This is a genomic window from Paenibacillus bouchesdurhonensis (genome assembly GCF_900155685.1).
GTDB classification, from domain to species: Bacteria; Bacillota; Bacilli; order Paenibacillales; family Paenibacillaceae; genus Fontibacillus; species Fontibacillus bouchesdurhonensis.
Map to the genome: position 1 here is coordinate 697,623 of NZ_LT732547.1, position 24,460 is coordinate 722,082.

12 protein-coding genes, 1 pseudogene and 1 CRISPR repeat array (1 of these 14 running past the window's edge) are annotated in these 24,460 nt (G+C 50.4%); of the genes and pseudogenes, 9 read left to right on the forward strand and 4 right to left on the reverse strand.

The features are described 5' to 3' along the window. Window positions 1-7 precede the first annotated feature (7 nt). Window positions 8-562: an NADPH-dependent FMN reductase gene (gene ssuE / locus CZ379_RS02865; protein WP_110930229.1), complete on the forward strand. Its 555-nt coding sequence runs from the start codon at window positions 8-10 to the stop codon at window positions 560-562. A gap of 501 nt (window positions 563-1,063) precedes the next feature. Here ssuE and CZ379_RS02870 read toward each other — a convergent pair. The 3 genes and pseudogenes from CZ379_RS02870 to CZ379_RS02880 form a co-directional block, all read right to left on the reverse strand. Next, window positions 1,064-2,247 (reverse strand): annotated as a pseudogene (locus CZ379_RS02870) (IS3 family transposase). Window positions 2,248-2,508: 261 nt separating this feature from the next. After that, on the reverse strand, window positions 2,509-4,326 hold the full coding sequence (locus tag CZ379_RS02875) for a hypothetical protein (RefSeq protein ID WP_110930230.1): 1,818 nt from the start codon (window positions 4,324-4,326) through the stop codon (window positions 2,509-2,511). Continuing rightward, a complete protein-coding gene (locus CZ379_RS02880) occupies window positions 4,316-5,269 on the reverse strand; it encodes a hypothetical protein (protein ID WP_234404786.1) in 954 nt (317 codons plus the stop codon). The genes CZ379_RS02875 and CZ379_RS02880 overlap by 11 nt, the downstream gene beginning before the upstream one ends. Window positions 5,270-5,632: 363 nt before the next feature. Between CZ379_RS02880 and CZ379_RS02885 the strand changes: the two genes are divergently transcribed. The 8 genes from CZ379_RS02885 to CZ379_RS02920 all read left to right on the forward strand — a co-directional run bounded on the left by CZ379_RS02885 (window position 5,633) and on the right by CZ379_RS02920 (window position 20,652). Then, window positions 5,633-7,444 (forward strand): vWA domain-containing protein, encoded by a 1,812-nt coding sequence (locus CZ379_RS02885; RefSeq protein WP_110930231.1) that lies wholly within the window; start codon window positions 5,633-5,635, stop codon window positions 7,442-7,444. Window positions 7,445-7,463: 19 nt separating this feature from the next. Next, on the forward strand, window positions 7,464-10,853 hold the full coding sequence (locus tag CZ379_RS02890) for a tubulin-like doman-containing protein (RefSeq protein WP_110930232.1): 3,390 nt from the start codon (window positions 7,464-7,466) through the stop codon (window positions 10,851-10,853). Continuing rightward, a complete protein-coding gene (locus CZ379_RS02895; protein WP_110930233.1) occupies window positions 10,853-13,342 on the forward strand; it encodes a transcription initiation factor TFIID in 2,490 nt (829 codons plus the stop codon). Before CZ379_RS02890 ends, CZ379_RS02895 begins: the two co-directional genes overlap by 1 nt. Before the next feature lie 97 nt (window positions 13,343-13,439). Beyond that, entirely contained in the window at window positions 13,440-14,726 is a 1,287-nt protein-coding gene (locus CZ379_RS02900) for a vWA domain-containing protein (protein ID WP_110930234.1), read from the forward strand. A gap of 19 nt (window positions 14,727-14,745) precedes the next feature. Continuing rightward, window positions 14,746-15,393 carry a beta-mannanase gene (locus CZ379_RS02905; RefSeq protein ID WP_110930235.1) on the forward strand — a complete coding sequence of 216 codons (648 nt, stop codon included), beginning with the start codon at window positions 14,746-14,748 and terminating at the stop codon, window positions 15,391-15,393. A 28-nt stretch (window positions 15,394-15,421) separates the two neighbouring features. Beyond that, entirely contained in the window at window positions 15,422-16,684 is a 1,263-nt protein-coding gene (locus tag CZ379_RS02910; protein WP_110930236.1) for a hypothetical protein, read from the forward strand. A gap of 2 nt (window positions 16,685-16,686) precedes the next feature. Beyond that, complete coding sequence (locus CZ379_RS02915) at window positions 16,687-19,881, forward strand: GAP1-N2 domain-containing protein (protein ID WP_234404815.1); 3,195 nt, start codon at window positions 16,687-16,689, stop codon at window positions 19,879-19,881. Window positions 19,882-20,055: 174 nt separating this feature from the next. Beyond that, on the forward strand, window positions 20,056-20,652 hold the full coding sequence (locus CZ379_RS02920) for a P-loop nucleotide/nucleoside kinase family protein (protein ID WP_110930238.1): 597 nt from the start codon (window positions 20,056-20,058) through the stop codon (window positions 20,650-20,652). Window positions 20,653-20,806: 154 nt separating this feature from the next. On the opposite strand, the gene CZ379_RS02925 is transcribed toward CZ379_RS02920, so the two are convergent. After that, entirely contained in the window at window positions 20,807-22,258 is a 1,452-nt protein-coding gene (locus CZ379_RS02925) for an IS1182 family transposase (protein ID WP_110930239.1), read from the reverse strand. Window positions 22,259-22,685: 427 nt separating this feature from the next. Continuing rightward, a CRISPR array of direct repeats spans window positions 22,686-24,460; the repeat unit is 29 nt; unit sequence GTTTTATCTGAACGTAGTGGGATATAAAG (it continues 633 nt past the right edge of the window).

Below are 24,460 nucleotides of genomic sequence, written 5' to 3' on the forward strand. Positions count from 1 at the left end.
TATAGATATGCCAAAAGTGACAATTATTAACGGCAGTCCCACACCTGGCTCCCGCTTGACGGCGATGATCGAGCTGGCGGATCAACTGCTGCAGAAGCAAGGCTTTGAGGTCAACCATGTGAATGTGGGGGAGCTTCCTCCGGAAGATTTGATCCATACAAAATTTGAAAGCGAAGCGATCGTGAAGGCAAATGGACTAGTGGCCGAGGCGGATGCTGTCATTATTGCCAGCCCGGTATACAAAGCATCCTATACGGGGGTTTTGAAGACATTTCTGGATCTCGTTCCGCAAAAAGGCCTGGCTGGAAAAATCATTTTGCCGTTATTCATCGGTGGAAGCCTGGCGCACTTGCTGTCCATTGACTATTCGCTTAAACCGGTTCTATCGGCGCTTGGGGCACGTCATATCCTGGGTGGGGTATATGCGGTAGACGCTTATATCGCTCGTACAGATCAGGGCGGCTTCGAGATCAACGAGGAACTGGCTGCTAGATTGGAAGATAACATTGCGGAGCTGGCTGAGGAGACGAAGCGGCGCGTACAGTACGCGGCTTTGAAATAGCTTAAAGTAGCTTGAAATAGCTTAAAGTAGCTTGAAATAGCTTAAAGTAGCTGCGGGCTGCAACCAAGAATGCATTTTTAGTAAGTATGGGTTCCCATAGAGGGATGTATAAAGCTTAAAATAAGGCTCTAAATCGTTCGTTTAGAATGATCTAGAGCCTTTTCCTATACTCGGAAGAATTAAATTATCGAAGGATGAGGATTTTATGTGGCTGTACACGGTTATACAAGCACTATCTGTTATTGCTGCATTAAAAGATGCAATATATAGGATAGATGCACACATCAGTTGTATTCGTTGTATTTAAAAGCCCCATTGTACGGATAAATGCACAGTTAGCTGGATTGCTTGTAGTTAAAACAAGGTTAACAGGCTATTAAGGTAAAAGGTAATACTTTAAATACACGAAATGCAGCTAATTCTGCGAAAGTGCCTTTACAAGCAAAAATAGATACATGAATGGACTTCTGTCAAGAAAGTGGACACCTATTAAGTGAAAGTTTACGCCGTCTCCTTCTTGAATTGCGCAGCAAATTGAACCGGCGACAAATAGCCGATTGAACTGTGGATTCGTTTGCGGTTGTAGAAAAATTCAATGTACCTGTAAATGGTCTCGTAAGCCTGTTGTTTGGTCTTGAACTTCGTTCTGTAGATGAGTTCTTTTTTCAAGATGCTGTGAAATGACTCGATACAAGCGTTATCATAGCAATTCCCTTTACGACTCATGCTAACCTTCATGGAATACGATTCCAACTTGTCACGGTATTCCTTCGATGCGTACTGTGAACCGCGATCGGAATGGTGAAGCAATCCCTTACCTGGTTTTTTCGCATCATATGCGGCTTCTAGAGCATCTAAGACAAGTTCTGTTGTCATCCGGCCGTAAAGCCGCCAACCCACGATCTCGCGTGTGCACAGATCCATCAGACTAGCCAAGTACAGCCGTCCTTCTCGGCAGGGGATGTAGGTAATATCTGCAACCCACACTTTGTTCGGTTCAGATACGGCAAAGTTCTGGTTCAACTCATTGGGAGCAATGGGTGAGTCATGATTGGAATCGGTCGTCTGCACCTTAAATTTACGGGAGACACAAGAACGCAACCCCAGTTCTTTCATGTAGATGCTAACTGTGCGCTCCGCGACCTGGATACGCTCTTTCCACAGCATTCGGGTAATCTTAGGACTGCCGTAGCGTTCCCCGGAGTCATGAAAATGATACTTGACTCTCTCCAGAACCTTCGCCTTTCGAAGTTTCTGCTCGCTAGGCAATGCCTTTTGCCACTTGTAGAAGCCACTCCGAGACACTTGTAAAACCTTGCACATCTTCTCCACCGAAAACTCGGAGCGATGTTCTTCAATGAATTGGAATCTCAATTCCTTTCTTTGCTGAAGATGTGCAGCGCCTTTTTTAATATAGCGAGTTCTTCCTGGAGATCTTGATTTTCCCGCTCCTTCTCTTGATTCTCCAGTTCCTTATTACGCAGTTGTTGTTCGAGTTGACGCACTCTCTCCGGTGTGACTAAAGATTCCAGCTGGATTTCATCGCGGTAAAGTGCTTTCCAGTTGTGCAACACACCGGCAGATATACCGAGTTCTTCGGCCAACTGCGGCATGGACTTACTTTGCTCTAAAATATACTTCACTGTCTGCTTCTTAAACTCTTCACTGTAACTATTACGTTCCATCCGGACATCTCTCCCTTAAGAATTATTATCTAGGTTCACTTAAGGACTGTCCACTTTTTATTCTAGTTGCAGAAATCCATCTAAGTTCAATGCTATAGAAGTACGTATAGAACAATGCTATAGAACAACGCTGCAGAGCAAACCTATAGAGCAACCCTACAGAGCAACCCTATAGAACTACATTAAGAGTACTTTATAAGAGTGCTCATTAAAAGTACTTTATAAAAGTACGAACATGCCTGCCCAGTCTCTAGCCGCGAATTATTGCTTTATAGACTCCACTTTGACGACGGGGACGTAGATGATTTGGGCGGAAGGCTCAGGTGTGATGATAGTTTCATCAGGCGAGCTTGTAAATTGATCCTCGCCATAATCCCTGGCTGGAGCTTCCGCGTATAGCTCCTTGTGGTCCGCGAAGCGCCCGGTAATCGTTGCCTCTCCCTCGTAGAAGGTGAAGTCGCCTTGGAGCAACAAATATTTGTTCACGCCGAACGCGAGCGTTTCGCCGGTCCCCGGAGAAGTGATAGTGCAGGTGAAGCGGACAAGTGTGTCTGGATATTGGCTAACGCTGTCGGCGGCAATATCCACGTAACTCTGTTTGACACCGGTAAATTCAAAGTTATCGCCGTAACGGACATAGATAGCCGTTTCGCCCTCGCCTTCACCGTGCGGGTTAACGACATGCAGCGTGTCGTCATACTGAACGATCAAATCGTCGGCTTCGATCGAAAACATCAGCTGGATACGATCCTCCAGCACTTCAAAAGCAGCATACAGCGTATCTCGCGCAGCTGAATCCGCTTCGACCACCACCACCGGGGTGCTTGAGGTGCTTAGAACCGGGTCAATGCGCAGGCTGCGGATTTGCGCATGGGTGGCTAAGTCGCGATTCGATAAGATTTGCACGCTCTCCTCGCTGTTCAAACGTCCAAAAAACAACTGGTTGCTCGCATCGGTTGCGGCGACGTAAACGTTAGAACCAAATTTTTTCACGCCGCCCGCGACATGCTGATAGCTTTCGCCATTGTCAGGGACAGGGAGAAGCCTTACAGGCTCGGCAGCTGTCCATGCCAGCTCAGTGGCACGAATGTCCGCCTTCGTATCCTGATAGTTCCCAATTGCCGTATAAAGGTCGATGGCTTCTTGGTAATTTCCGTTTCTCTCGCTTTTTTTAGCAGAGCGGAGCAGCTTGACGATCCCGTCCTTGGCATAGGTCAGCACCTTGGAGCGTGGACTCGCAGAGCTTGCGAACGTTTCGAATTGACGCGAATGCAGGGCAAATGCGGCATAATCTTCGTTATCCCAGTCTTTTTTGAGCAAGGATTCCATGAGAGATTCGGTCTTCGCGGTAATCCAAGGCGCGTCGTGCTCATGCTTTTTGTATTCGCCCAGCATAGAAGCAGCGTTCTGCAGCATAGCCTCGACATAACCGCTGGCAATGATCCGCTCCAGCTTGGCTTCATCATATTGCTTGAATGCGGCATTCAGCTCATCAAGCCATTCTTGCTCCGTCCCGAAAAAATGGGCAGGAATGCGCAGGAGCTGCCACTTAAACGATTCGTCCTCATAATTGCCATCGGCTAAGTTATGCTTTGGCTGCTCCAACAGGGCCGTACGGAATTTTTTGAAATAATTCGTGAAGCTCTGCGAAATGCCGTAATGTTCAGAGATTTGCTTATAGTACTCGCTGTAAGCCCCTTCGGGTGTCATATATCTGCTACGAACCTGTTGAAGGTCGGCATAAGCGCTCATCAGACGCTCGAAATTGCTCTTTCGGGCAGCCTCGGACGCTTCCTCAGCAATGCTGGACAGACTATGCTTTATAGCGGTAATCGGAGAAAGCTCATCCAACCGGGAGGCGATAAGCTCTTCCTTGTAGCGAATCGTTTTGTTGTTCTGCGCTTTCTGATATAAGCTCTCCGCGTCGATCAGATTTTTCTCTTCATACAAAGCTTCTGCATTTTTAATTGCATGAAGCTTCTGGGAAATTCCTATTCCTTTGTAAATAAGCAGCGGAATCATCAATAAACATAGTAAAATGAGTAGATGGTGCAGGGTTAACCATTTTTTAAACGTCATGTATATTAGACCTCGGTTTTATTTGTTGAAAATCGGCATCCCATTGATATTTCTCCTCATAAATTCGTGCTGTCTCCGCTTTTAGCGCACCCCAATTCGAACCCGGATTCTCCATAACGATCCGATACAACCGGAGGAAGCGATCTTTAGGCAGCTTACGGGCGTAACGGGCGATGAATGAGGCGTAGGCCAGCACGTAGCGTTTCATTCTTACCGCTGCTCCAGCTACTCCGGCGAGAATGTCTTCCCCGTCCTTCATCGCCCTTATCTGCTGCTCGTATTTAATAACATATTGGAAGGTTCGGTCTTTAATGAGCTCGCGCTTGATTTTAGTAAGCTCGCCGATGTAGGCAGCCAGCTCGGGATCGAAGTTCTCCAGCAGCAGCGGCTCCAGCTCCAACTCCATATCCTTGCGCAGCATGATCGACTGCAGAAGAATGATTTGCAGCTTACGGATATGGTCGTTGCGAATAAGGACAGCGATTTCCCGCATTAATTCATACGAGCGGGCTTCATTGTCTTGGGCGGCGGCGATTTCGAGATTGCGCACAAGGCCTTCTGTGATGCGTTCCCGGTCGCGGATAAACATTTTGCCAAGCTCGATGGATGTCCGGCTTATAAGCGCTTTGCGCTGAGCGACATAAAGCACGGCCATGAGGACGATTCCGGAAACAGCTGAAATCGCCATAAGCTGAAAAGTTTGACTGAACAGGATGGCGATCAGCGTAAGCAGCAGGGTGAGCAGCAAATCATTGATCAGGGAGCGCTTTGCTGCACGACTGGCAAGCTCCGCCACCGGGCGAAGGCCGGACTTGCGGCAGATCGTGCAAATGTCTTCTCCGAGCACAGTATAGTTGTGGCAATTTTTACAGCATCTTAACTTTTCATAAGCATAATTCGTTTTTATTGGAGGGCGCAGTGTAATCCTTATTTTCTTATTCATGGCTCTCTCTTTTCATGGTTAATTAGCTGCAGTAATTGTGCGTCTAGCTCCTGGGGAGCGACAATATGGTTTCTGCGCCTGTAATATAGAATGGACTTCGTGATGACGAAGAGAAACAAAAGGGTTAGGCATCCGTATGTAACCATATACAGGTTCCTTTCGTAATTGAATTATGAAGGTATTAATTATATCATATGGAGATTGATGAATATGGCATATTTTGACGAAAAAACAGGGTTAATCCTTTCAACCTCTTAACCTTTTCTTAAGGAATATTGTTTACAATGAATAGAGCTTATACTGCAATCTATCTTTCATATCTACAGTTTATACGATCTGAAAATTAAATAAAGGAGCACGATTATGCAGCAAGGATATAAGCAGTCTATACGAATATTAACGGCTTTCATAGTCTTTTGGTTACTCATTTCTACATGGGGCTCCAACATATATGGAGCGGCGCCGGCAACGAAGGGGAACCAGCCCGGCTCCCGGATCGATGCGGTGCTCGTTGTCGACGTGAGTAATTCCATGAAGACGAGCGACGCGAATAAAGTCGGCAATGAAGCGATGAAGATGTTCATCGACATGCTGTCTGCACAGGGGGACAAGGTAGGAATCATCGCCTATACGGACAAAGTGCAGCGGGAAAAAGCGCTGCTTGAGATCAAATCTCCTGAGGATAAGCAGGATTTAAAGGATTTCATCGACGGCTTGGATCGGGGGCCGTACACCGATATCGCCGTGGGAGTCAAGGAAGCGGTAAAGGTGCTGCAAAAAGGCTCCGATCCCAATCACGAGCCGATGATCGTCCTGCTTGCGGACGGCAACAACGATTTCAACAAAAGCTCTGGACGGACGCAAAGCGCATCGGATCAGGAGCTGAACCAGGCGGTCGAAGAGGCGAAGGCAGCCGATATTCCCATCTATACGATCGGCCTGAATGCGGACGGCAAGCTGAACAAGGCACCGTTGGAAGAGCTGTCGGATCAGACGGGCGCGAAGTCCTTCTCGACCAGCTCGGCGGATGATCTTCCACGCATACTTAGCGAAATATTCGCCAGCCATCTGAAGCTGAAAATCGTGCCGATCCAGAGTATGACAGGCACAGGCAGCTTCCAGGAGGTCACGGTCAACGTGCCGAACGCGAACGTACTCGAAGCGAATATCTCGATCATGTCAGCACAGCCGGTTGAGACCGAACTGGTGAACCCGGCTGGGGACAAGGTAGCTATTCCTTCGGATGAAGTGCTGCTATCGAAGTCGAAGAGCTATTCCCTTATTAAGCTGCTGAGTCCGGCCGAGGGCGACTGGAAGCTGCGGGTCAAGGGGGCGTCCAAGGACAAGATCGACATTAATCTCGTTTTCAACTACGATTTGGAGCTGGAAATGGAGCCGATTGCAGCCGGGGGATATAAACCCGGGGATCAGGTGCAGGTCGGGGCATATCTGACGAGCAACGGTCAGAAGCTGCAAAGCGATGAGCTGTACGCGAATATGAACGCAGTTCTGCTTGTAAATGATTTGGACAGCGGCAGCACCGAGGAAATTAAACTGAACAACACAGGCGATAAATTCGAGGGATCGTTCAAAATTTCCTCAGCCCATGATTATGAACTTAAGGTGCGCGCCGAGGAACGGAGCTTTTACCGGGAGTCCGAGCCGGTGACGATCAGCGCCAAAGCTGCCTCCGGGGGAGCGGCGACGACGAAGCCGACAACGCCGGCCCCCGATGAAGAGGAGAAGCCGTTTCCGTGGCTTACCGTCGTAATCTCGGCCATAGCCGCAGCCGTTCTTGCGGCAGCTGCTTATTTCATCGCGGCGGCCGTGAAGAAGGCGAACCGCGGTTTCGTCGGGCAAATCGTCATCGAAATCCGTGACGAGAATACGCACGAGAAGTCTTTCCCGCAGTACAAGAAGCTGAACGCCTTCAAGGGCAAGTTCAATTTGCATCAGCTGCTGCAGCTCGCGCCGGAATTGAAGGAGACGGAGAAGGTCGTCTTCACCCCGGCGAAAGGAGACCGGATCATACTGCGCAACGGTTCTGCTGCCCCGGTTGAGAAATCCGGGCGGGTCGTAGATGCCAGCGCGGGACTGGAGCTGAAGAGCGGAGACAGAGTCACGCTGCCGCTGCAGCATATGGATAAGACGATTTTCATAGAGTACCTGGTATAAATTTGAGGGGGAAACGTATATGAAACCGATAGTCAGAGAGCATATCCAGCAACTAGACGTATCGCTAGGCGGAGGTATCGTCAGCGACAAAATCCGCGTTGATACGATCGATAATCCGATCCTCATCATCGGCCTAGGCGGCACGGGGATCGACGCTTTGCTTCGCTTGAAATATCAGATCAACCGCCGCTTCAAGCTGCCGGAGGATCCGCTGTCCAAGAAGAAGCGCGACAAGCCCGACAACGTGGAATTTCTGGCGTTCGAGACGAACGAGCAGGATCGCACGAAGCGGTATAAAGGTATTGGGCTCGACCCGATCAATGAATTCGTGCTGCTGTCCAACCCGGAAATCGGAGGGCTGCTGCAGAACCGGAGCATTTTGGAGCCGTATATTACCGACTGGCTGTCCCCGGAGCTCAGCATTACCGACGGCATGAACGGGGCGGCGGGCGTACGTCAAGCCGGACGGCTGCTGCTGTTCACGAAGATCAATCAGGTCGTGCAGGCGATCGACAAGAAAATCAAAACGCTGTCGGTAGGAACGAATAAGAAGCTAATGGTGTTCCTATTGACCGGCTTGTCCGGCGGTACGGGAAGCGGCTGCTTCCTCGATATCGCCTATATCGTACGCGGCATTATCGAGCGTGATCACGGCTCGGCCGGGATCGACCGCGTGAATACGCTTGGTTATTTGTTCACGCCGGACATTAACCTGTCCAACAAGAGCCTGAGCGAGCATACCCGCGAGTATATCAAGAAGAATGGCTATGCGGCGTTGAAAGAGCTTGATTACTGGATGAATGTGGACAGCCGCGGCGAGCGGTTCAAGCAGCAGTACGGCAACATTCTGACGGTCAACTCTCCGCTGCCGCCGTTTAATCTGTGCCATCTTATTTCGGCGACGAATACTGAAGGCAAGCTGCTGGAGAACGCCTATGACTACTGCATGAACGTGACCGCCGAGAATATCACGAACTTCATGGCGAGCGAGGAGAAGCAGTCCGGCGAGGAGTTCGCGATCCACGATTATATTAGCAATATTCGCACGAATATCGCCCAGATGAACAAGGTGTACCCGGCGAATTATGAATACAACATTATCGGAGCATCCTCCGCAGTGCTGCCGATTGAGGAAATGACCACGTATTTGGCGTACCGTCTGTTCGGTAAAATGGAGAAAATGTTCCAGCAGGGGCCGAGCCAGGAGGACGTCGAGAAGTTTGCCCGCAAGCTGGGCATCGACCTTGAGAGCATGATCAAGACGTTCGAATCCCGCGTTCCCGAACCGCTGCCCGGCTACGAGAACAGCGAGCGGCTGAGCTACGCGAATGTGGTCAAGTCCCAGGTCGTGAACATGGACACGGAGCTGGAGCAGACCTTCCTGGCGCGTGCGAGGGAGGAGTACATCAAGGCGAAGAAGCAGCTGCCCGGCGAGGTGCTGGAGCAGTTCAGCGAGCAAATCCGCCGACTGTTCCTTCATCCGGAGCAAGGGCCGTTCTATGTGTCCCGCTTGATCTACACGGAAAAAGGCTTCTGCCTGCTTAAGATGCTGCTATCCTATATCGAGACGCTGCGTGAGAACCTGCTGCGCATTCCGCGCGACATTGAGGCGGCGCAGGATCAGGCGCACGAGAAGCTGGGGGATGCGAAGAGCGCGTTCGTCTCCAAAGAGAAGAAGAAAAACGCTTATATTGAAGCGAAAATCCATGAATACTGGCTCCATGCCGATGTCGAGCGTACGGAGCAAATGATCGAATTCTATGAGGATCTGTATCAGCTGCTGAATCAGGAGAACAACCGAATTTACAGCGTGTTTACGGAAATATTGAACGCGCTGAGCTCGATTTTCTCCAAGAACGGGGACATTCTGACGAGCGGCGAGGAGCAGGTCGACCATAAAGGCAACAAGACATATTACTGGAATATCGTCAGCGTGCCGGATATATCCAAGGTCGTCAGCGGCATTATGGATCAGAAGGACGTCGATGATCTGATCCGCGATTTCTCCTTGGAGCTGCTGAATAACTCCAATCAATGGGTGAAGGAACAGGAAATCGATATCGTCAGCTCGATCTCCGATTTCCTATCCGATAAGTTCGGTGATCTTATTACGAAGTCGATGGAGGACTTCCTGGTCATTAAATACGGGCAGGACGAGTCGATCGAGAAATTCGTTGAGCGCTTCATTGCCGGCAAACTGGATGAAGAGGCGGTTCCTGTGTTCCATCTGTCGAACAGCACGGGCAATCTGCATTTCCCTTCCTGGGGCTTCGTATCCGTTCCGGTGCAGGCGCCGAGCATCCTTAAAGGGATTCGCAACTATCAGAACAATGCGGTCGGCAAATCGCATTTTACGGTTAAGGAAAGTGAAGTAAAGAACCGGATTTTCTGGCTGAACACGCGCAACGGCGTGCCGTTGTTCGTCTATACGCCGCTGAAGGTATATGAGGAGAGCTACGAGCGGACGATTCTCGATAAGGAAGGCATCGGTCGCCATCTGGTGCAGACGGACAAGAACAACTGGACATATCTGCCATCGCCGATTCCCGAGAAATCCTGGGGCGACACCTACTTCAACTCCCGGGTGCAGGGCTACAACGCGCGCGTGCGCGAGGAGTTTGCCAAAGCGCTTGAACTGAAGGTCATCGTGGAAAAAGACGTCGACCACAATACGAGTAACCGCTATTCGGCGGTGTTTACGAAGCCGTTCGATTTGGAGGGAACGCTGGCTGCCTATGACATGCGGCTGGACGCGCCGAAGCCGAATTTGGGCGAAGTGAAGCGTGCCGCGGTCGAACTCAGACGACTGCTGACTGAAGGGCTGCCCCAGGAGGGTGCCAAAGACATTTTCGGCAGCATCAACGAGGAACTGGCCAAGGAGAATCTGATCCGCACGCCGGACTTGATTGCCCGTATGCGGCAGGAGATCGCCAAGTACGACGAGATTGCGGCGATGGCTGCGAAGCTAGATACGGTGCTGGAGCAGCATCAGGACGAGGAGAAGTGGCTGGAGCAGTTCATTGAGGCGCTGTATACTGATACGATTACGAAAAAAGGTGCGCTCTACGTCTATGACCGTGATCCGGAGGAAGAGGCATGGGAGCCGTTCGCCAACCTGATGAAGAGCCGCAACTATGTGGAATTTGAAGTGTTTACGCATTTCCGCAGCTTGGATGAGAAGAATCGCAGTGCCTTGATGCGCAAGGCATCGCGCCGCGACGCGGAACTGACGGCGACGGAGGATATCCAGCCGCTGCTGCAGACGCTGGATGAGCTGGCCGAACGATTCCAGGAGGGGCGGGACTCGCTGGAATACGAGAAGATGGAACTGGCAAACGGGGAAGAGATATACCAGTTCTATAAACAGGTTGCCACGAAGCTGAATGATATTCGCAGAAGGCTGAAATGATGGTTAGACAGAAGCTGGAGCAGTTCGCCGCTGCCTATGACCGGGCAGAGGAGCGGAGCACGCATCTGGGCGATGACCAGAGCAGCATTCATTATCCCGCGGTGTTTTTGTTTATAGGCGACAAGAGCAAAGAGGCCATTGAGCCAGTCATGCTGATGAACGAGAAAAAATGGGAGAATAGCGAGGGGCTAATTTATATTCACGCTGGCGCGCAGAGTGAATCTGCTGTTAGTCGCGGAGAGGCACTGCCTGCTGGACAGTGGACGCAGCAGGGGCAGCAAGGACGGCAGACTCCTGCTGCGGCAGGGCTGCCGGACGGAACCAGTCTGAATCAGACCAAGTCTCCCAACTCGCCCCGTCTTCTGCGCTACCACATCCCGGTTACGGTGCAGGAGGGTTCGGCTGCGCCTGCCGTGCGCCGCGACATTTACCGGCAGTTCTACGAGGAAGCTGAGGGTTTGTCGGCGTTGAACCGGGTTTTGCGGCAGGCGAGCGGCGCTCTAGCCGAGTATGGGAGGCTGTACCCGTCCTTTGACCGGGTTCGCCTTTCGATCATTACGCGGGTCGATGACCCGCTTAATGTGTTTGTGCCGGAAATTACGCTTCTTGCGGAGGCGATTTTCCGGCAATCCTTCAAGGCGGTACAGCTTGATCTCTACGCCTTGATCAGCGAACGGGAGGGAGCGGAAGCATTCGGGTACAGCAGCTCGCTAGGTGTGGCTTTTCTCCGTGAGCTGGAGCTGATGCAGCAGCTGGATTACGAGTTCAGCGCCCCGCTTCACGTGACGGAGGACGGCATCTCGATCCCGGTTACTCACGCCCCGTCCCCATTGTTCGACTTGGTCTATGTGCTGTCCGATCGGGATGAGCGGGGAATCGCATCGCTCAACGGTATGCAGAGCTGTTACGAGATTATCTCGCATATCAGCCTGCTGAAGAACAGACAGCAGAAGGAGCAGGCCTGGGGCGCCAATAACCCGGCTTATAACAATACTTCATTCAAGAACAATATCATGACGGAATCCGGACGGCAGGGCTTCGTCTCGGCGGGACTATCCAAGGTAAAGCGACCGAATCAATCCATTGCGCTTGCGGTAATTTATCATTTTTACCGCGGCCTGCTGGAGCGGATGAGGCAGGAGCCGCCGCTGAGCGTGGCCGAGAAGCGGAGCTTCTTTGGAATAGATGGAGCTGATCTGGATCGGGCGGTCGGAGGCATGCTGCCTTCCGCAGAGGGGCTTAGCGAAATGCACGGCCTGATGACGAACGAGGTGAGCTATTCAGCTATACGAAAGCTCTCGCTTCGAGAAGCGGAGGAGACACTGTTCGGCGGAGGCGGAGAGGCATTCTTCCGCAGTAATTTCGAGGAGGAAGCGGCGCGGCACTTGAAGGAATTCCGTGCGGCAGAATGGCTGGATAAGTCAGTTACGCGATCACTAGAACAGCGGCCGGATGTCCAAATCTATGCTTTGGCCGCCTGGACGGGCGACGGAGATGAGGATGCGGGCGTTGCTGCTCAGTTGCGCAATAGCCGCCGAGAGACGGAACTGCTGTTTGCTTCGGCCAAGGCCGAATTGGAGCAGTTTCGCCAGGGTCGGGTAGAGGAGCAGTCCTTTCCGCGCATGCCGTTGATGGATCGCCATAATTTGCGCAGCCTGATTCGTTACTTGTTCGACAACGTGTATTCCCGCAAGCGGGACATCCTGCTGCTGGAGACGCGTCTGAAGCTCATTGCGCAGCTGGAGGACGCGTTGCAGGCCTTACACGGACGATACCGCGCCGAGATTGCACAGCTCGAAGCGCTGGAGCGGGAGCTGCGCGATACGGCGCTAGGCAGCATTAAGACGGCAGACGAATATATCGGCCAGAATATCATGGAGTACTACGAACGGGTAACCGCCGATTTGATGGAGCAGTGGGAGGCGAAACGGGGTCGCCATGCGTTTTTTGCAGAGGGAGCTCTTGGCGACTCGAGACGCCTGATGGAGAATGGCCCGGAAGGGCTGGCGGATCGGCTGATCGAGGTATGCAAGCAGACGATATTAGCCTCGCCGCTGTTTAAGCGGACATTCGAGGAAGAACTGCTTCAGCGGGCCAATGTGACGGTCGAGTACGGCAATAAGAGCGTGCTGACCAAGGAAGAGCTGTTCAAGAAGCTGTACCGCATTCTGGAGGACAACGCTGCGATCCAGGTTCGTTTATACGACTATACACAGGAACACCGCTACGAGGAGAAATACGTGTTCGGCGACTATACGAGCGAGCTCGTGCGGCATATTTTCCAGGCTGACGAAACATCGCGGATTTACAAGCTGGGCTGTGTCCATGAGCAGCGAAGCAGTGGTTTGGAGAAGCTTAATTTGATGGGCGGTTTTCACCTCGAGGACTTGATGTATTATTTGAATGGAAAAGTGTACTATGAAACCTATTCGCAGAACGGTTATGAATTTCACGGAATAGATCGGGCTCTGTTGCCCAAGCTGCGTTAATCGCCTGCGTAGACTTGCTGTGCCCCGCCGCAGGCTGGGAATATTCAGCCGGAGGATTCGGCACGCAAGAGAATATTAGTGGGAAGGAAGTAAGTATATGCAGCGTAAAATAAACTGGCTGTTAGTGCTATTCAGCCTTATTGGCGGGGCTGTCGGTTTCGTGATTGGCGAGGTGCTGCTAGGGCAGCTGGCCGACCGAATGCCTGGAATTTTGTTAATCGGGCTTTACTTCGGCATTCTTGCCCTTTCGATCGGTTTATTCTGTCTGATTGCGGAAATCATCTCACCGAGGCTGAACGGCGTATCCTGGCGGCAAAGATATATGGGCACCTCCTGGAAGCTGCTCGTTCCGGCTACACTTGTGATGCTGCTTCTGGCAGGAACGGCGTTCGAATTCATTTATGAGCTGAATTTCGGCCGCGCTAAGACGGTGAAGGATATCGTGCTCATTATTGATAACTCGGGGAGCATGATGGAGACGGATCCGGACGACCTTCGTTATGAAGCTGCCAAAGCGTTCGTGGATCAAATGGACAGCGGCAAGCAGGTAGCCGTCATTGTGTTCAATGATACGCCTGAACTGATTCAGCCTTTTGTTCGCGTTCGCGATCAAGGGGTGAAGAACGAAGTACACGCCGCCATCGATGTGCTTGAGCCAACGAATTTCGGCACGGATATCGCGTTGGCGCTCGAATCGGGAATGGAGCAGATCAAAGGGCTGAACAGCTCCAGCGGTGCGATGGCGGTTCTGCTGTCCGATGGCTTCAGCGACGTAAATACGGCGACAGTGCTGGCCGATTATCGGAGCCGGGGAGTCGTGGTGAATACAGTGGGCCTGGGATTAAGCCGATATAACAATTCCCAAGGAGCAACCCTGCTCAAAGAGATCGCGAGTCAAACCGGCGGCCGATATTATGACGAAGCGGATGCGGCCAACCTATCTTTTGTCTTCCGGCAAATTTACGACAATTTGGATGAACGCACGCTGGTGACAGAGCGCACCGGATTGATGGCGCATAGCGCATATTACATGATCCTGAGAATTGTGCTTGTCCTTGCACTTGGGGCGTTGCTGGGCTTATCGCTGGGTCTTATGTTCGATAACCGCTATTTAGCCAAAAGCTTCACGATCGGCGGAGCCGTATCCGGCCTGCTTGCCGGGCTGCTGCTGGAGTTCGGCTTGGATGGCGCGCCCGTCGGCGACGCGATGACCCGGCTGCTGGCCTGTCTTATTCTGGCGGCGGTCATGACGATGTTCACGGTCGTCATTCCGATGCGGGAGAATGCGGTGAGAAGCGGAATTCGCCGCCGAGGATCCGGCGTTCCGAACGCAGCGTCCGGGTATACAGAGCCTGCCAGGGATCGGCGCAGCAGAGGATTTTAAGGCGTAAGGGGGCATAGCAATGCGTTTTATCGAAGCAGAGGAAGGCTTGCCGCTCATCACAGGGCTGAGCTACAAGCTGGATGAGGATCATTGCCTGCTCCGTTGGCAGTGGCCGGATGGTATACAGGCGGTCTATATTGACGAAAGGTCTGCTGATCGCGGGTCGTACGAGAAGGGCGAAAATACCGCCTCGACCGAGGGGCTGAAGCTATATACCCGTGAGGAGTACAAGGCTGCGGGCGGGTATCGCGACCGGATCGACAAGGTTGGTCTGGTGCTCTATACCGTGTATGCCTGTGTCATGGAGAATGGGGAGAAGCTGCTCATTCGACAGCCAGGAGTGGAGAATACAGTGGAGATTAGCACCGGAAGAGCGAAAATTCGTTATTCGATCCGGCAGAAGAACAGCTTGCTGCGCAAATATAAAACGGTGCAAATATCGGTGCTGGCCGAGGTAGAGGTTCCTAAGGATGCGTTATGCTATGTGAAAAAACAGGACAGCTATCCGGCAAGTATCGAGGATGGGACGGTGTACCCTTTTCTTCGGGACTTTCCGGCGGGCAGAAGCACGCTGCCGGTCATCGAGGTGGGCAAGAACGACTATGTGCGGTTGTTCTTTACGGATGGCCGCAAATATGGCCGATACTATGAGTTGATCCCGGAATAGGTACACTGTAAGCGAGGAGGAATGAACGATGGGCTTGTTTGATTTGTTCAAGAGAAAACCGCAGGCTGAGCCGCGGCCGTTATTTTACGATATAGTCTGCCCCTATTGCTTCAGTAAGTTCGCGCCAGGTGAGGTCGTCTTTCGGGCGACCCATTATCGTGATGACGATGAAGATTATGCGCTCGGCGAGGATGAAGTGCTTAACAGATACCGCGAGCGGTTCGGCCTGGATATCGTCTATGATATGGAGGCTGTGCTGCGTCCTCATGATGTTCCGCCAGAGCATTTGATTTATTCTGATCATGTCCTGATCGGACTGAATGACCGTTATGGCGAGGTGACCCGTCGCAGACTGTGCCCGCATTGTCATAATGAGTTGCCTGTGACGGCAGGAAAAGTGCCGAGCAACATCATTTCGATCGTCGGCGCTTCCCAGGTAGGAAAATCCGTGTACATGACTGCATTGATCCATACGCTGCAAAATACGACGGCCGATCATTTCGACGCGGCCTGCATGCCGCTGAATGCGGAGATCAGCCGCAAATTCCGCACGATGTACGAGGAACCGCTGTTCGAGCGCGGCGATTTGCTGGCCTCCACGCAGAAGGAGAAAATGCAGGAGCCGTTTATTTTCCAATTCGTGTTCAAGGATGAGTCGAAGCCGCCGCTGACGCTGGTCTTTTTCGATGTGGCCGGGGAGGGCATGGTCGATCAGGACTATCTTGGTCTGCAGGGACAGCATATTAAAAATTCCTCCGGACTGCTGTTTATGGTTGATCCGCTGCAAATCCGTTCAATTCGGGAGAAAATTCGGATCAATGTCGGTGACAAGCCCGGCGATTTGGTGTCGCAATATGATGAACCTCGGGATGTCGTGCTGACGATGTTTGGGGACTTCATCGCTTATGAGGATCAGGGCAAGACGGATATTCCAACGGCCGTCGTGCTGACGAAGAGCGACATGCTGCACGTTTTGAAGGATGAAGAGGGCGAGTATATCAAGTCGAACAGCAATATTTTTAATAATGCGGTGCATCGCAAATATTTCAATTTAACGGAGTTCGAGAATATTGACGGGGAAATTCGCCGCTTCATCGAGAAGGTTGATCGGCCGTTCAAAGGCACCATGGACGTTTATTTCAAGGACACGGGATATTTCGCGGTATCCGCGCTGGGCAGCAATCCGGTAGATCAGAAGCTGCAGGACGTGGTGCAGCCGATTCGCGTGGACGAACCGTTCATTTGGCTGCTGTATAAGCTGAAGTATATTGAGGGGAGAGAAATGTCTTGAGCATGAAGCGATCATCCCCCGATTTGATTCAGCAGCAAATTTACACCCGAGAGCGCAGCGGGATTTTTCGGGCGACGGAAGGCTTTGATACCGTAGCGGTGTCGGATGGGCTGGATGCGGTCTTCATCAAAAAGCAGCTCCATCCGTTCTGCGGCTACGATGCGCCGGTGGAGCTCGTCTCCCGGGGTGAGAAGGATGAGGCCAACTATCCGCCCGCGCTTCATCTGTTCCATACAGAGGGCGGAGATACTGTGCTGGGGCGGAGCGTCTATCAGTCGGCGGACTTCACTGGCCTGCGCAGCGCCTTCCTGACGCATAATTACATCATTCCAGCCGCGCGGCTGGATGAAATCGTCATCCGTTACCGTAACTATATTGAAGCGGCATTTGCGGAGAAATACGTCCCGGAGATCGGCCGGCAGCTGCCGGAGCTTGAGCACATTCCGCAGAATCCTCGTTATGCGCAGGAGGGTCTTCCGCGCCTGATGGCCGAGAAGCTGCTGCATGAGCTGAAGCTGGACGAGAAAACCTTCAAGCGGCTGTTGTTCGCGGTCATGACCGCGGTAGGCGAAGGGCGGAAGAAGGTTTATGTCGCGCTGGATGTGCCGGCGGAACAGATTTCAGCAGCGTCCTCCGCGCTGCTTCAGGTGCTGTTTGCCTGCCTGCCGTTCGAACTGCGCCGCCGCATTGGCTTCATCACGTATGTAAAGGAGCCGCAGAGCCGCAAGTTTATCCACCTGCAATTTGTGGAGCGAGGCAGCATTCGTCCGAATGATCGGGAGATCGAGAAGGATTATGTATTTGATCTCGCCACCGGCCGCGTGCCGCAGGATGAGCTGGATGAAGGAAGACAACCGTATTTGGATATGGTCTGGAAGGCGATCAGTGAGTTGGAGGGGCTGGAGCATTTTCATCGCTTCGCGGATGAGATGCTGGCGGGGCTGGAGCCGCAGCGGCGTATGCTGCTATCCAGCTATCATGAGCTGTCCGTGTTCTACCAGATCGAGGCAGGAAACTGGGACTTATACGAGGCTCATAAAATTACTGTGCTGCGGGGCTTGCTGAGCTATCTGGAGCCGGCAGGCGCGCTGGAATTGAGAATTCGGCTGAACGATATTTTTCTTGCCGCCTTTGACCGGGAATTTGATGCCATGAAGCAGCGGAACTTGCCAGATTTGGCTGTTGTTGAATGCTTCAGGGATTATTACCGTCTGGATAGCAGAAGCTACGGGGCTAAGCTGATTAATTATCTGATTCATGCCATTAACAATGCGTTGACAGAGGGTAAGCTTGAGCTGGCTAGATCGTTATACAATTTGCTGGAGAGCCAGCCTGAGCTGAGCAAGGTGTTCTTTGACCTTGTCTTGAAGCACGACGAACTGGAGGCAGCGTTATTCGAGCCTTACATTCGAAGTAAGTTCGAAGAAGCAGGCGGGGCTCGGGAAGTATTGAATGTTGTGCATAGCTGGGCCGTTGCCCATCCGGGGGTGCTGCGGAATGCAGCCTTCAAGGAAGACGCAATTTCGGCTCTGGCGGACAAGCTGCGGGAGGAACAGCAATTGCTTCCGGCAGCTAATATGGTACTGGATAATATCCGCAAATGGGGAAGAACCCCTGTGACGGATCGCGGCATGACCTTGGCTGATTCCGAGCTGGCGGAGAATCTTTCGTTAACAGCCAAGCGGGTACTGCTTGATGAGCTGGAGCCGGATAAATTATCCCGCGAGCAAATCATCGCGGCTGAATTTTTGGCAAGACCGGATGCCTTTGCCGGACTGCTGTTTGAGGGCAGGCAGCGTAATCATGTCGATATGCTGCAAGCGCTGTACGAATGGTTTGCCCAGCGTGATGCTTCGGAGGATATTCTGAGCGGCTTGCCTTCGGCTGATGTGGAACAGATGCAGAAATTGGGACGGAAATGGTTGCAAACGATAATAGAACCAGCTCAGTTCGGTAAAATCGTGCTGGCTTTTTATAACACAAAATCTGAACAGGTGGATTACAAGGAACTGCTGGATTACCTACAGCGGAATGCGAAGGATCCGGAGAAGATTTACGAGTTCATGCTCTGGTCGCAGGGACAGCCGCTGTTTGCCCATGGTCGCGGTATTGTTCCTGGCTATACAGCCGCGCTGCTAAATTACTTCAAAACGCATGACCGAAATGCTTTTAAGAACCGAGACTACCGAATCCGCTATTTCGATAAAGCGGGAGCGCCGCTGGCTGCTGCATTCTCCAAAATCCGTCTGGAGCTATCCTCGCCGTTTAAGCGATTTCTGGCAAAGAACGGGAAGAAGGTCAGATTAACCGCACTCGTTCTGATGGGCAGTCTTGTGGTAATAGCAGGTATTTTACTCGTCATGCAGCAGCAAGGATTGCTTGGTGGAGCTAAGCCGCCGACGGAGGCTGCTCCCCCGCCTGCTGCGGTCAACGAGCCCGAAGTGCTCGTGTATGCTGACAGTGCGCTAGGCGCCGACGGTACGGAAACAACTTCACTGGTATTTCTATTCGCCGGGGCAGAGAAATGTAAAACGTTCGACCCAGCAGCTCTGTCGATCGAATCGCCTGATCAGGCGATTCAGCAGTTTGCGAACTTGAAATTCGACGCTTACTGTGCAGAAGGAACCGGAGCTGCTGGTGACTCGGCTGTAAATGGGGCGAACAGCGGGACAGACGGCGCGGATACGAGCGGTAATGGAGATGAAGTCGTAACAGACGGAGGAACAGACAGTTTAGATTCTAGCGGTACAGATGATAATACAGGGACAAGCAATAATGTAGAAGGCAGTACTGATGCATCCGGAACAAAGAGTAAGTCTGTGACAAATGATGGAGAACAAGGATTGGCATCCGCCCAAGGCAGTCAAGAGCATCAAGGGGCAGGACAAGGACATAATGGGACTACCGGAACCGGGACAGATGAACCTGTTGCAACGGATGCTGACCAGGCCGATCCTTCGGATGCGAATCAGCCTGGCGGAGCTTCTAATGACACTTCCGATGGAAATACGGGGGTGGCTTATTCCTCACGTGTAACGGTTTCGTTGGGTCAAAAGGCTAACGTTCCCGAGGGCAGCGTAATCAAGGTAGGCGACCAGCAATATACGGTCATCGCCCGCGAGGAAGCGGAGGCCAAGGCGGGGCAGAACAGCCATATGCGTCCAGCACAGTCGCAGTCTGACTCAGCACAGCCTTAGCATAGGACAACTAGTCTTTTAATAGAGCAAATCAGCCTGATGTGGAGGAATGGAGAATTCATGGACAGTGACTAAGAAGTGACTTGCAGTGGCTAATTCATGTGCCTCAAGGCCGTTGTCTCCACAACTGAGCAATGGTACACTGTTTTTATCTATAAGTTAGGGGGACTTAGAGTGCAGAAGCTTGTTTTTTTTGTAGGGGTAGCGGGCACAGGAAAAACTACAGTAGCTCGCAAGATCGCTGATCGGATTCCGGCGGCTTTCCTGGATCGGGACACCGTAGGCGGAAGATTCGTGGAGAAAATTTTGGAGATGAACGGCCTGGATGTGAACGACCGTGACTCCGACTTCTATAAGAAGCATCTCCGCGATCTGGAGTATGATACGACTATGGATATTTGCATTGAAAATCTGGCCGCAGGGCAGAACGTGTTCATGATCTCTCCCTTTACGGCTGAATTGAAGAACCAGCAATGGATCGAAGACGTCATTTCCGCATCTGGTCTTACTAAAGATGAAGTTGATGTAAAGGTTATCGTTGTCACGTTGAGCGACATGGAAACTCAGAAACAACGCATCATCGACCGCCAAACCGAACGCGACACCTGGAAGCTGGAGCATTGGGACGATTTCAAGCACCGTGTTCAGTTTGTGCCAGAGATCAATTGGGATATCCCGAAATCCTCGATTCTCGTGTTCGATAACAGTGGCGATTTGACGAAGGAGAAGGTTGACTCTGTGTATGAGTTTGTGAAGGCTACTAACCGTTAAGCAGCAGGATAGCGCTGCCCCCTTGGGAGGCCACTGAAGAACTGGTTTTTTCAAGAGTTGGTATAGTCCAGATCAAAAAGAAGGCACCATTTCCCACATTATGGGGTGGATGCCTTCTTTTTTGGTCGTTTTTTTGTTGTATTTCCCGTTAACTCTACTCAGATATCTTCAATATCCGTTTTAGGTTAACGGCAAATATAGCCATTGCTCCTTGTAACTGCATGCCAAGCAGACCCGAGGATGTGGCGACATCATACCCGTGTCCATGTTTGAGTTCGCTATTCTTTGCCTCAATTTTGTAGCGCTCCTTGGATTTGGCCTTGAAATACTCTGTTTCTTGGAAGGCCATTTGTTCCGAATGCTCGTCGGATTTAATGCTTACAGAGTAGGTTTTGCTCTGGGCTCCCTCTTTGTAGCAGCCTTCCTTGAACGGGCAGCGCTTGCAGACCTCTACGTCAAAATAGTAAGTGTCCTTCTGGTTTTTGTTTATACCTTTCTTGCCTGTTCTGGCCTTACGAATCGCCATATGACCGGCCTTACATACGTACATACCGGCATCCTTGTTAAACAAAAACTCGTGTTCTTTCTTTCGTGCTCCTTGCGTAATGAGTGGGTTAAGCTTTGCCACCAGTTCAATCTCATTGTTCTTTGCATAGGTCAGATTATCTTTCTCGGAGTATGCGGCATCCCCAATGACGGTGCTAATCAGCATGCCGCTCGCTTGGCTTTTCTCAATCAGGGTTTTCAATTGCTTGCCGTCATTCTTCTCGCCAGTTGTTATTACCGCGGCTGTAATAATACGCTCTTCCGTCATTGCCAGATGTGTCTTGTATCCAAAAAAGGCCGAGTCTGCGCTCTTGTGCCCTACGCGCGCATCCGGGTCGGCAGCAAGACGAAGTTGCTCCACGTCATCCTCCACGGTCTCCCTCAGGAGATTCAGCGGTTCCGTAATCTTCGGCATCTGCGCGATCCCCGACTCCGTTTCGATGAAGGTGATGAGTTTTTGGCAATACGCGATTTCGTCCGTCAGCACATCGTTTGTGTTCTTGGCTGGCATGCGGAATTTAACCGACTCATCCACGCCGTACACGGCTTTCCGCAGTTTCTTGGCCCGGTTCTGCAAGATTTCTCGCGGCGATTTCTGGTTGTATCGTGCTTTCGTGTGGGTCGCGTCTACGATAATGGAGGTGCTCTTCAAGACCTCTTTCTCTATAGCGAGTTCTACCGTCTTAGCAATGAGCATGTCCAACAGATTAATGTCCTTTAACCGCAGCTTGCGGAATTTCGTCAGGGAGCTCGGATTGATTACCGGATCTTCCGGCGCCAGGCCGAGAAAATACTTAAACGACAGGTCATACCTCGAAGGCTCGACGATGTCGACATCTGACAACTCGAAGATGGCTTTTAACAACAAGTACTTGAACATACGAATAGGATCAATCGCGTTGCGACCGTTATCTAGACAGTATTTATTTTTTAATTCCTCGTAGATAAAGTCGAAGTTTACCAGTTCGTTGATCTGACGCAGCATGTTGTCCTTGGGCACCACGATGTTATATAGCTCTGCATATGGACTTAGCATCAGGGTTTGCTGTTGCTTAATCATCCGCTCACCTACTCTCAATGATACCTAAATTATAAACGAAGATAGGCGCAGTTTTCTCAACTTCTTGAGAAAACTACGCCTCTTTTTAAATCAAATGAACTTTTTCAGTGGCCTCGCCCCTTGGGGGTGGCGTTTTTTGTGGGGCTAAAACTAGACAGATAAGTATTTATTACGTACGATAACATCAAGACTAGCGTGATGTCCTAGTTAGAAAGTATAGTTGAAAATTATTTGATAAATGCGAGTGAAAACAAAATGCAGCGATCGAATATTTTGTCGAATCGGCTGCAGCCTTTGTGTAGTAAGGCTTTAAGTAGTTTTTTACGCTAGTGCTAATTTCCAGATTAGAGGTTCAATGCAAAATGAAGATTTGCCCCTGACGAAAAGGCTAGACGTATCAATGGTTTTAGCTTATAAAAATTCGGGGGTTTTATCTGAACGTAGTGGGATATAAAGGGATTACCATCGTAGTAAATAGAAATATGACCAAAACGTTTTATCTGAACGTAGTGGGATATAAAGTAGAACGGATCGTGGAACATTTGAGAAAGGGCGGCTATGGTTTTATCTGAACGTAGTGGGATATAAAGCCATCTGTTCTATGATTTGAAGTATCTTGGGGTTAAAGTTTTATCTGAACGTAGTGGGATATAAAGGTAGAAGCCTTTATGGAAGGGCACTACTTACATGCGGTTTTATCTGAACGTAGTGGGATATAAAGCACTTAAAGGCAAGACAGAAAAAGATGGTGATAAGAATGTTTTATCTGAACGTAGTGGGATATAAAGATTTGATTAAAGACTCTAGAAAATTCTTTCATTGGGAGTTTTATCTGAACGTAGTGGGATATAAAGTGAAGTCATCGAGTGTGCCCTCGTTCCACGCATGTAGTTTTATCTGAACGTAGTGGGATATAAAGATCTATCGCATACTGTACATCGGATAGCATGCTTCCTAGTTTTATCTGAACGTAGTGGGATATAAAGGCATATATGAGCTTCGAAAAAATCTGACCATTTACGTTTTATCTGAACGTAGTGGGATATAAAGGATGGTATTTCTTCCTGCTGCTCAAGCTGCTGCTCATTGTTTTATCTGAACGTAGTGGGATATAAAGCAAGAGTAAAACCGCTGTCTACCCGATCTTTAAGCACGTTTTATCTGAACGTAGTGGGATATAAAGCATTTTGACGCTCGAACAGAGGGACGAGCTCATTGCTAGTTTTATCTGAACGTAGTGGGATATAAAGTGACCAGTCACTACAAGTTTTTCTCGATTAAATGATGGTTTTATCTGAACGTAGTGGGATATAAAGTCCCGAACACATCTACGCAATGTTTTAAGTGATAAAGTTTTATCTGAACGTAGTGGGATATAAAGGATTTACCGACTGGGCAGCCTCGATCTTCTCATTGAGTTTTATCTGAACGTAGTGGGATATAAAGTTTGCACCCCCTGAATGGCTTAACGCCTTCCCTTTTCGTTTTATCTGAACGTAGTGGGATATAAAGTGGCTTATATCCATCAAAGAATTTGCTTTGTTTAGTCATGTTTTATCTGAACGTAGTGGGATATAAAGTGGTAAAGAAAAAGGAAATGTCGTTGTAAATGCAGCGTTTTATCTGAACGTAGTGGGATATAAAGTACCTCTGCGTCCATTTCATCCGAAAGTGAGAGCAGCGGTTTTATCTGAACGTAGTGGGATATAAAGGCGCTAGTTGCTGCGTGTGCTATTCCGTCTAATCCAGCGTTTTATCTGAACGTAGTGGGATATAAAGAGCGCACGCCTTAACGCAATTGCACGACCGATATGCGCGTTTTATCTGAACGTAGTGGGATATAAAGGCACATCTGCTATTTGCCTTATGCTTTTCCCGTCATCGTTTTATCTGAACGTAGTGGGATATAAAGTTTTGTTAAAGAATCCCCACTTGATGCACTCATTTACGTTTTATCTGAACGTAGTGGGATATAAAGCGTGGTGTTTAGCAACGTCATCCTTGATCGTTCTCAGTTTTATCTGAACGTAGTGGGATATAAAGCCCCTAGCAGCTCTGGATTGTCAAAGCGGTTGCCGATGTTTTATCTGAACGTAGTGGGATATAAAGTTGAATATGATCTTGCTACCATTCGGGAAACGTAGTTGGTTTTATCTGAACGTAGTGGGATATAAAGCGCGATATTCTCGTAGAACACCGCCG

Bases quoted from the DNA above. Each gene is read 5' to 3' on its own strand.
- ssuE (WP_110930229.1), top strand. From the start codon at position 8: ATGCCAAAAGTGACAATTATTAACGGCAGTCCCACACCTGGCTCCCGC.
- CZ379_RS02875 (WP_110930230.1), bottom strand. From the start codon at position 4,326: ATGACGTTTAAAAAATGGTTAACCCTGCACCATCTACTCATTTTACTA.
- CZ379_RS02880 (WP_234404786.1), bottom strand. From the start codon at position 5,269: ATGAATAAGAAAATAAGGATTACACTGCGCCCTCCAATAAAAACGAAT.
- CZ379_RS02885 (WP_110930231.1), top strand. From the start codon at position 5,633: ATGCAGCAAGGATATAAGCAGTCTATACGAATATTAACGGCTTTCATA.
- CZ379_RS02890 (WP_110930232.1), top strand. From the start codon at position 7,464: ATGAAACCGATAGTCAGAGAGCATATCCAGCAACTAGACGTATCGCTA.
- CZ379_RS02895 (WP_110930233.1), top strand. From the start codon at position 10,853: ATGGTTAGACAGAAGCTGGAGCAGTTCGCCGCTGCCTATGACCGGGCA.
- CZ379_RS02900 (WP_110930234.1), top strand. From the start codon at position 13,440: ATGCAGCGTAAAATAAACTGGCTGTTAGTGCTATTCAGCCTTATTGGC.
- CZ379_RS02905 (WP_110930235.1), top strand. From the start codon at position 14,746: ATGCGTTTTATCGAAGCAGAGGAAGGCTTGCCGCTCATCACAGGGCTG.
- CZ379_RS02910 (WP_110930236.1), top strand. From the start codon at position 15,422: ATGGGCTTGTTTGATTTGTTCAAGAGAAAACCGCAGGCTGAGCCGCGG.
- CZ379_RS02915 (WP_234404815.1), top strand. From the start codon at position 16,687: ATGAAGCGATCATCCCCCGATTTGATTCAGCAGCAAATTTACACCCGA.
- CZ379_RS02925 (WP_110930239.1), bottom strand. From the start codon at position 22,258: ATGATTAAGCAACAGCAAACCCTGATGCTAAGTCCATATGCAGAGCTA.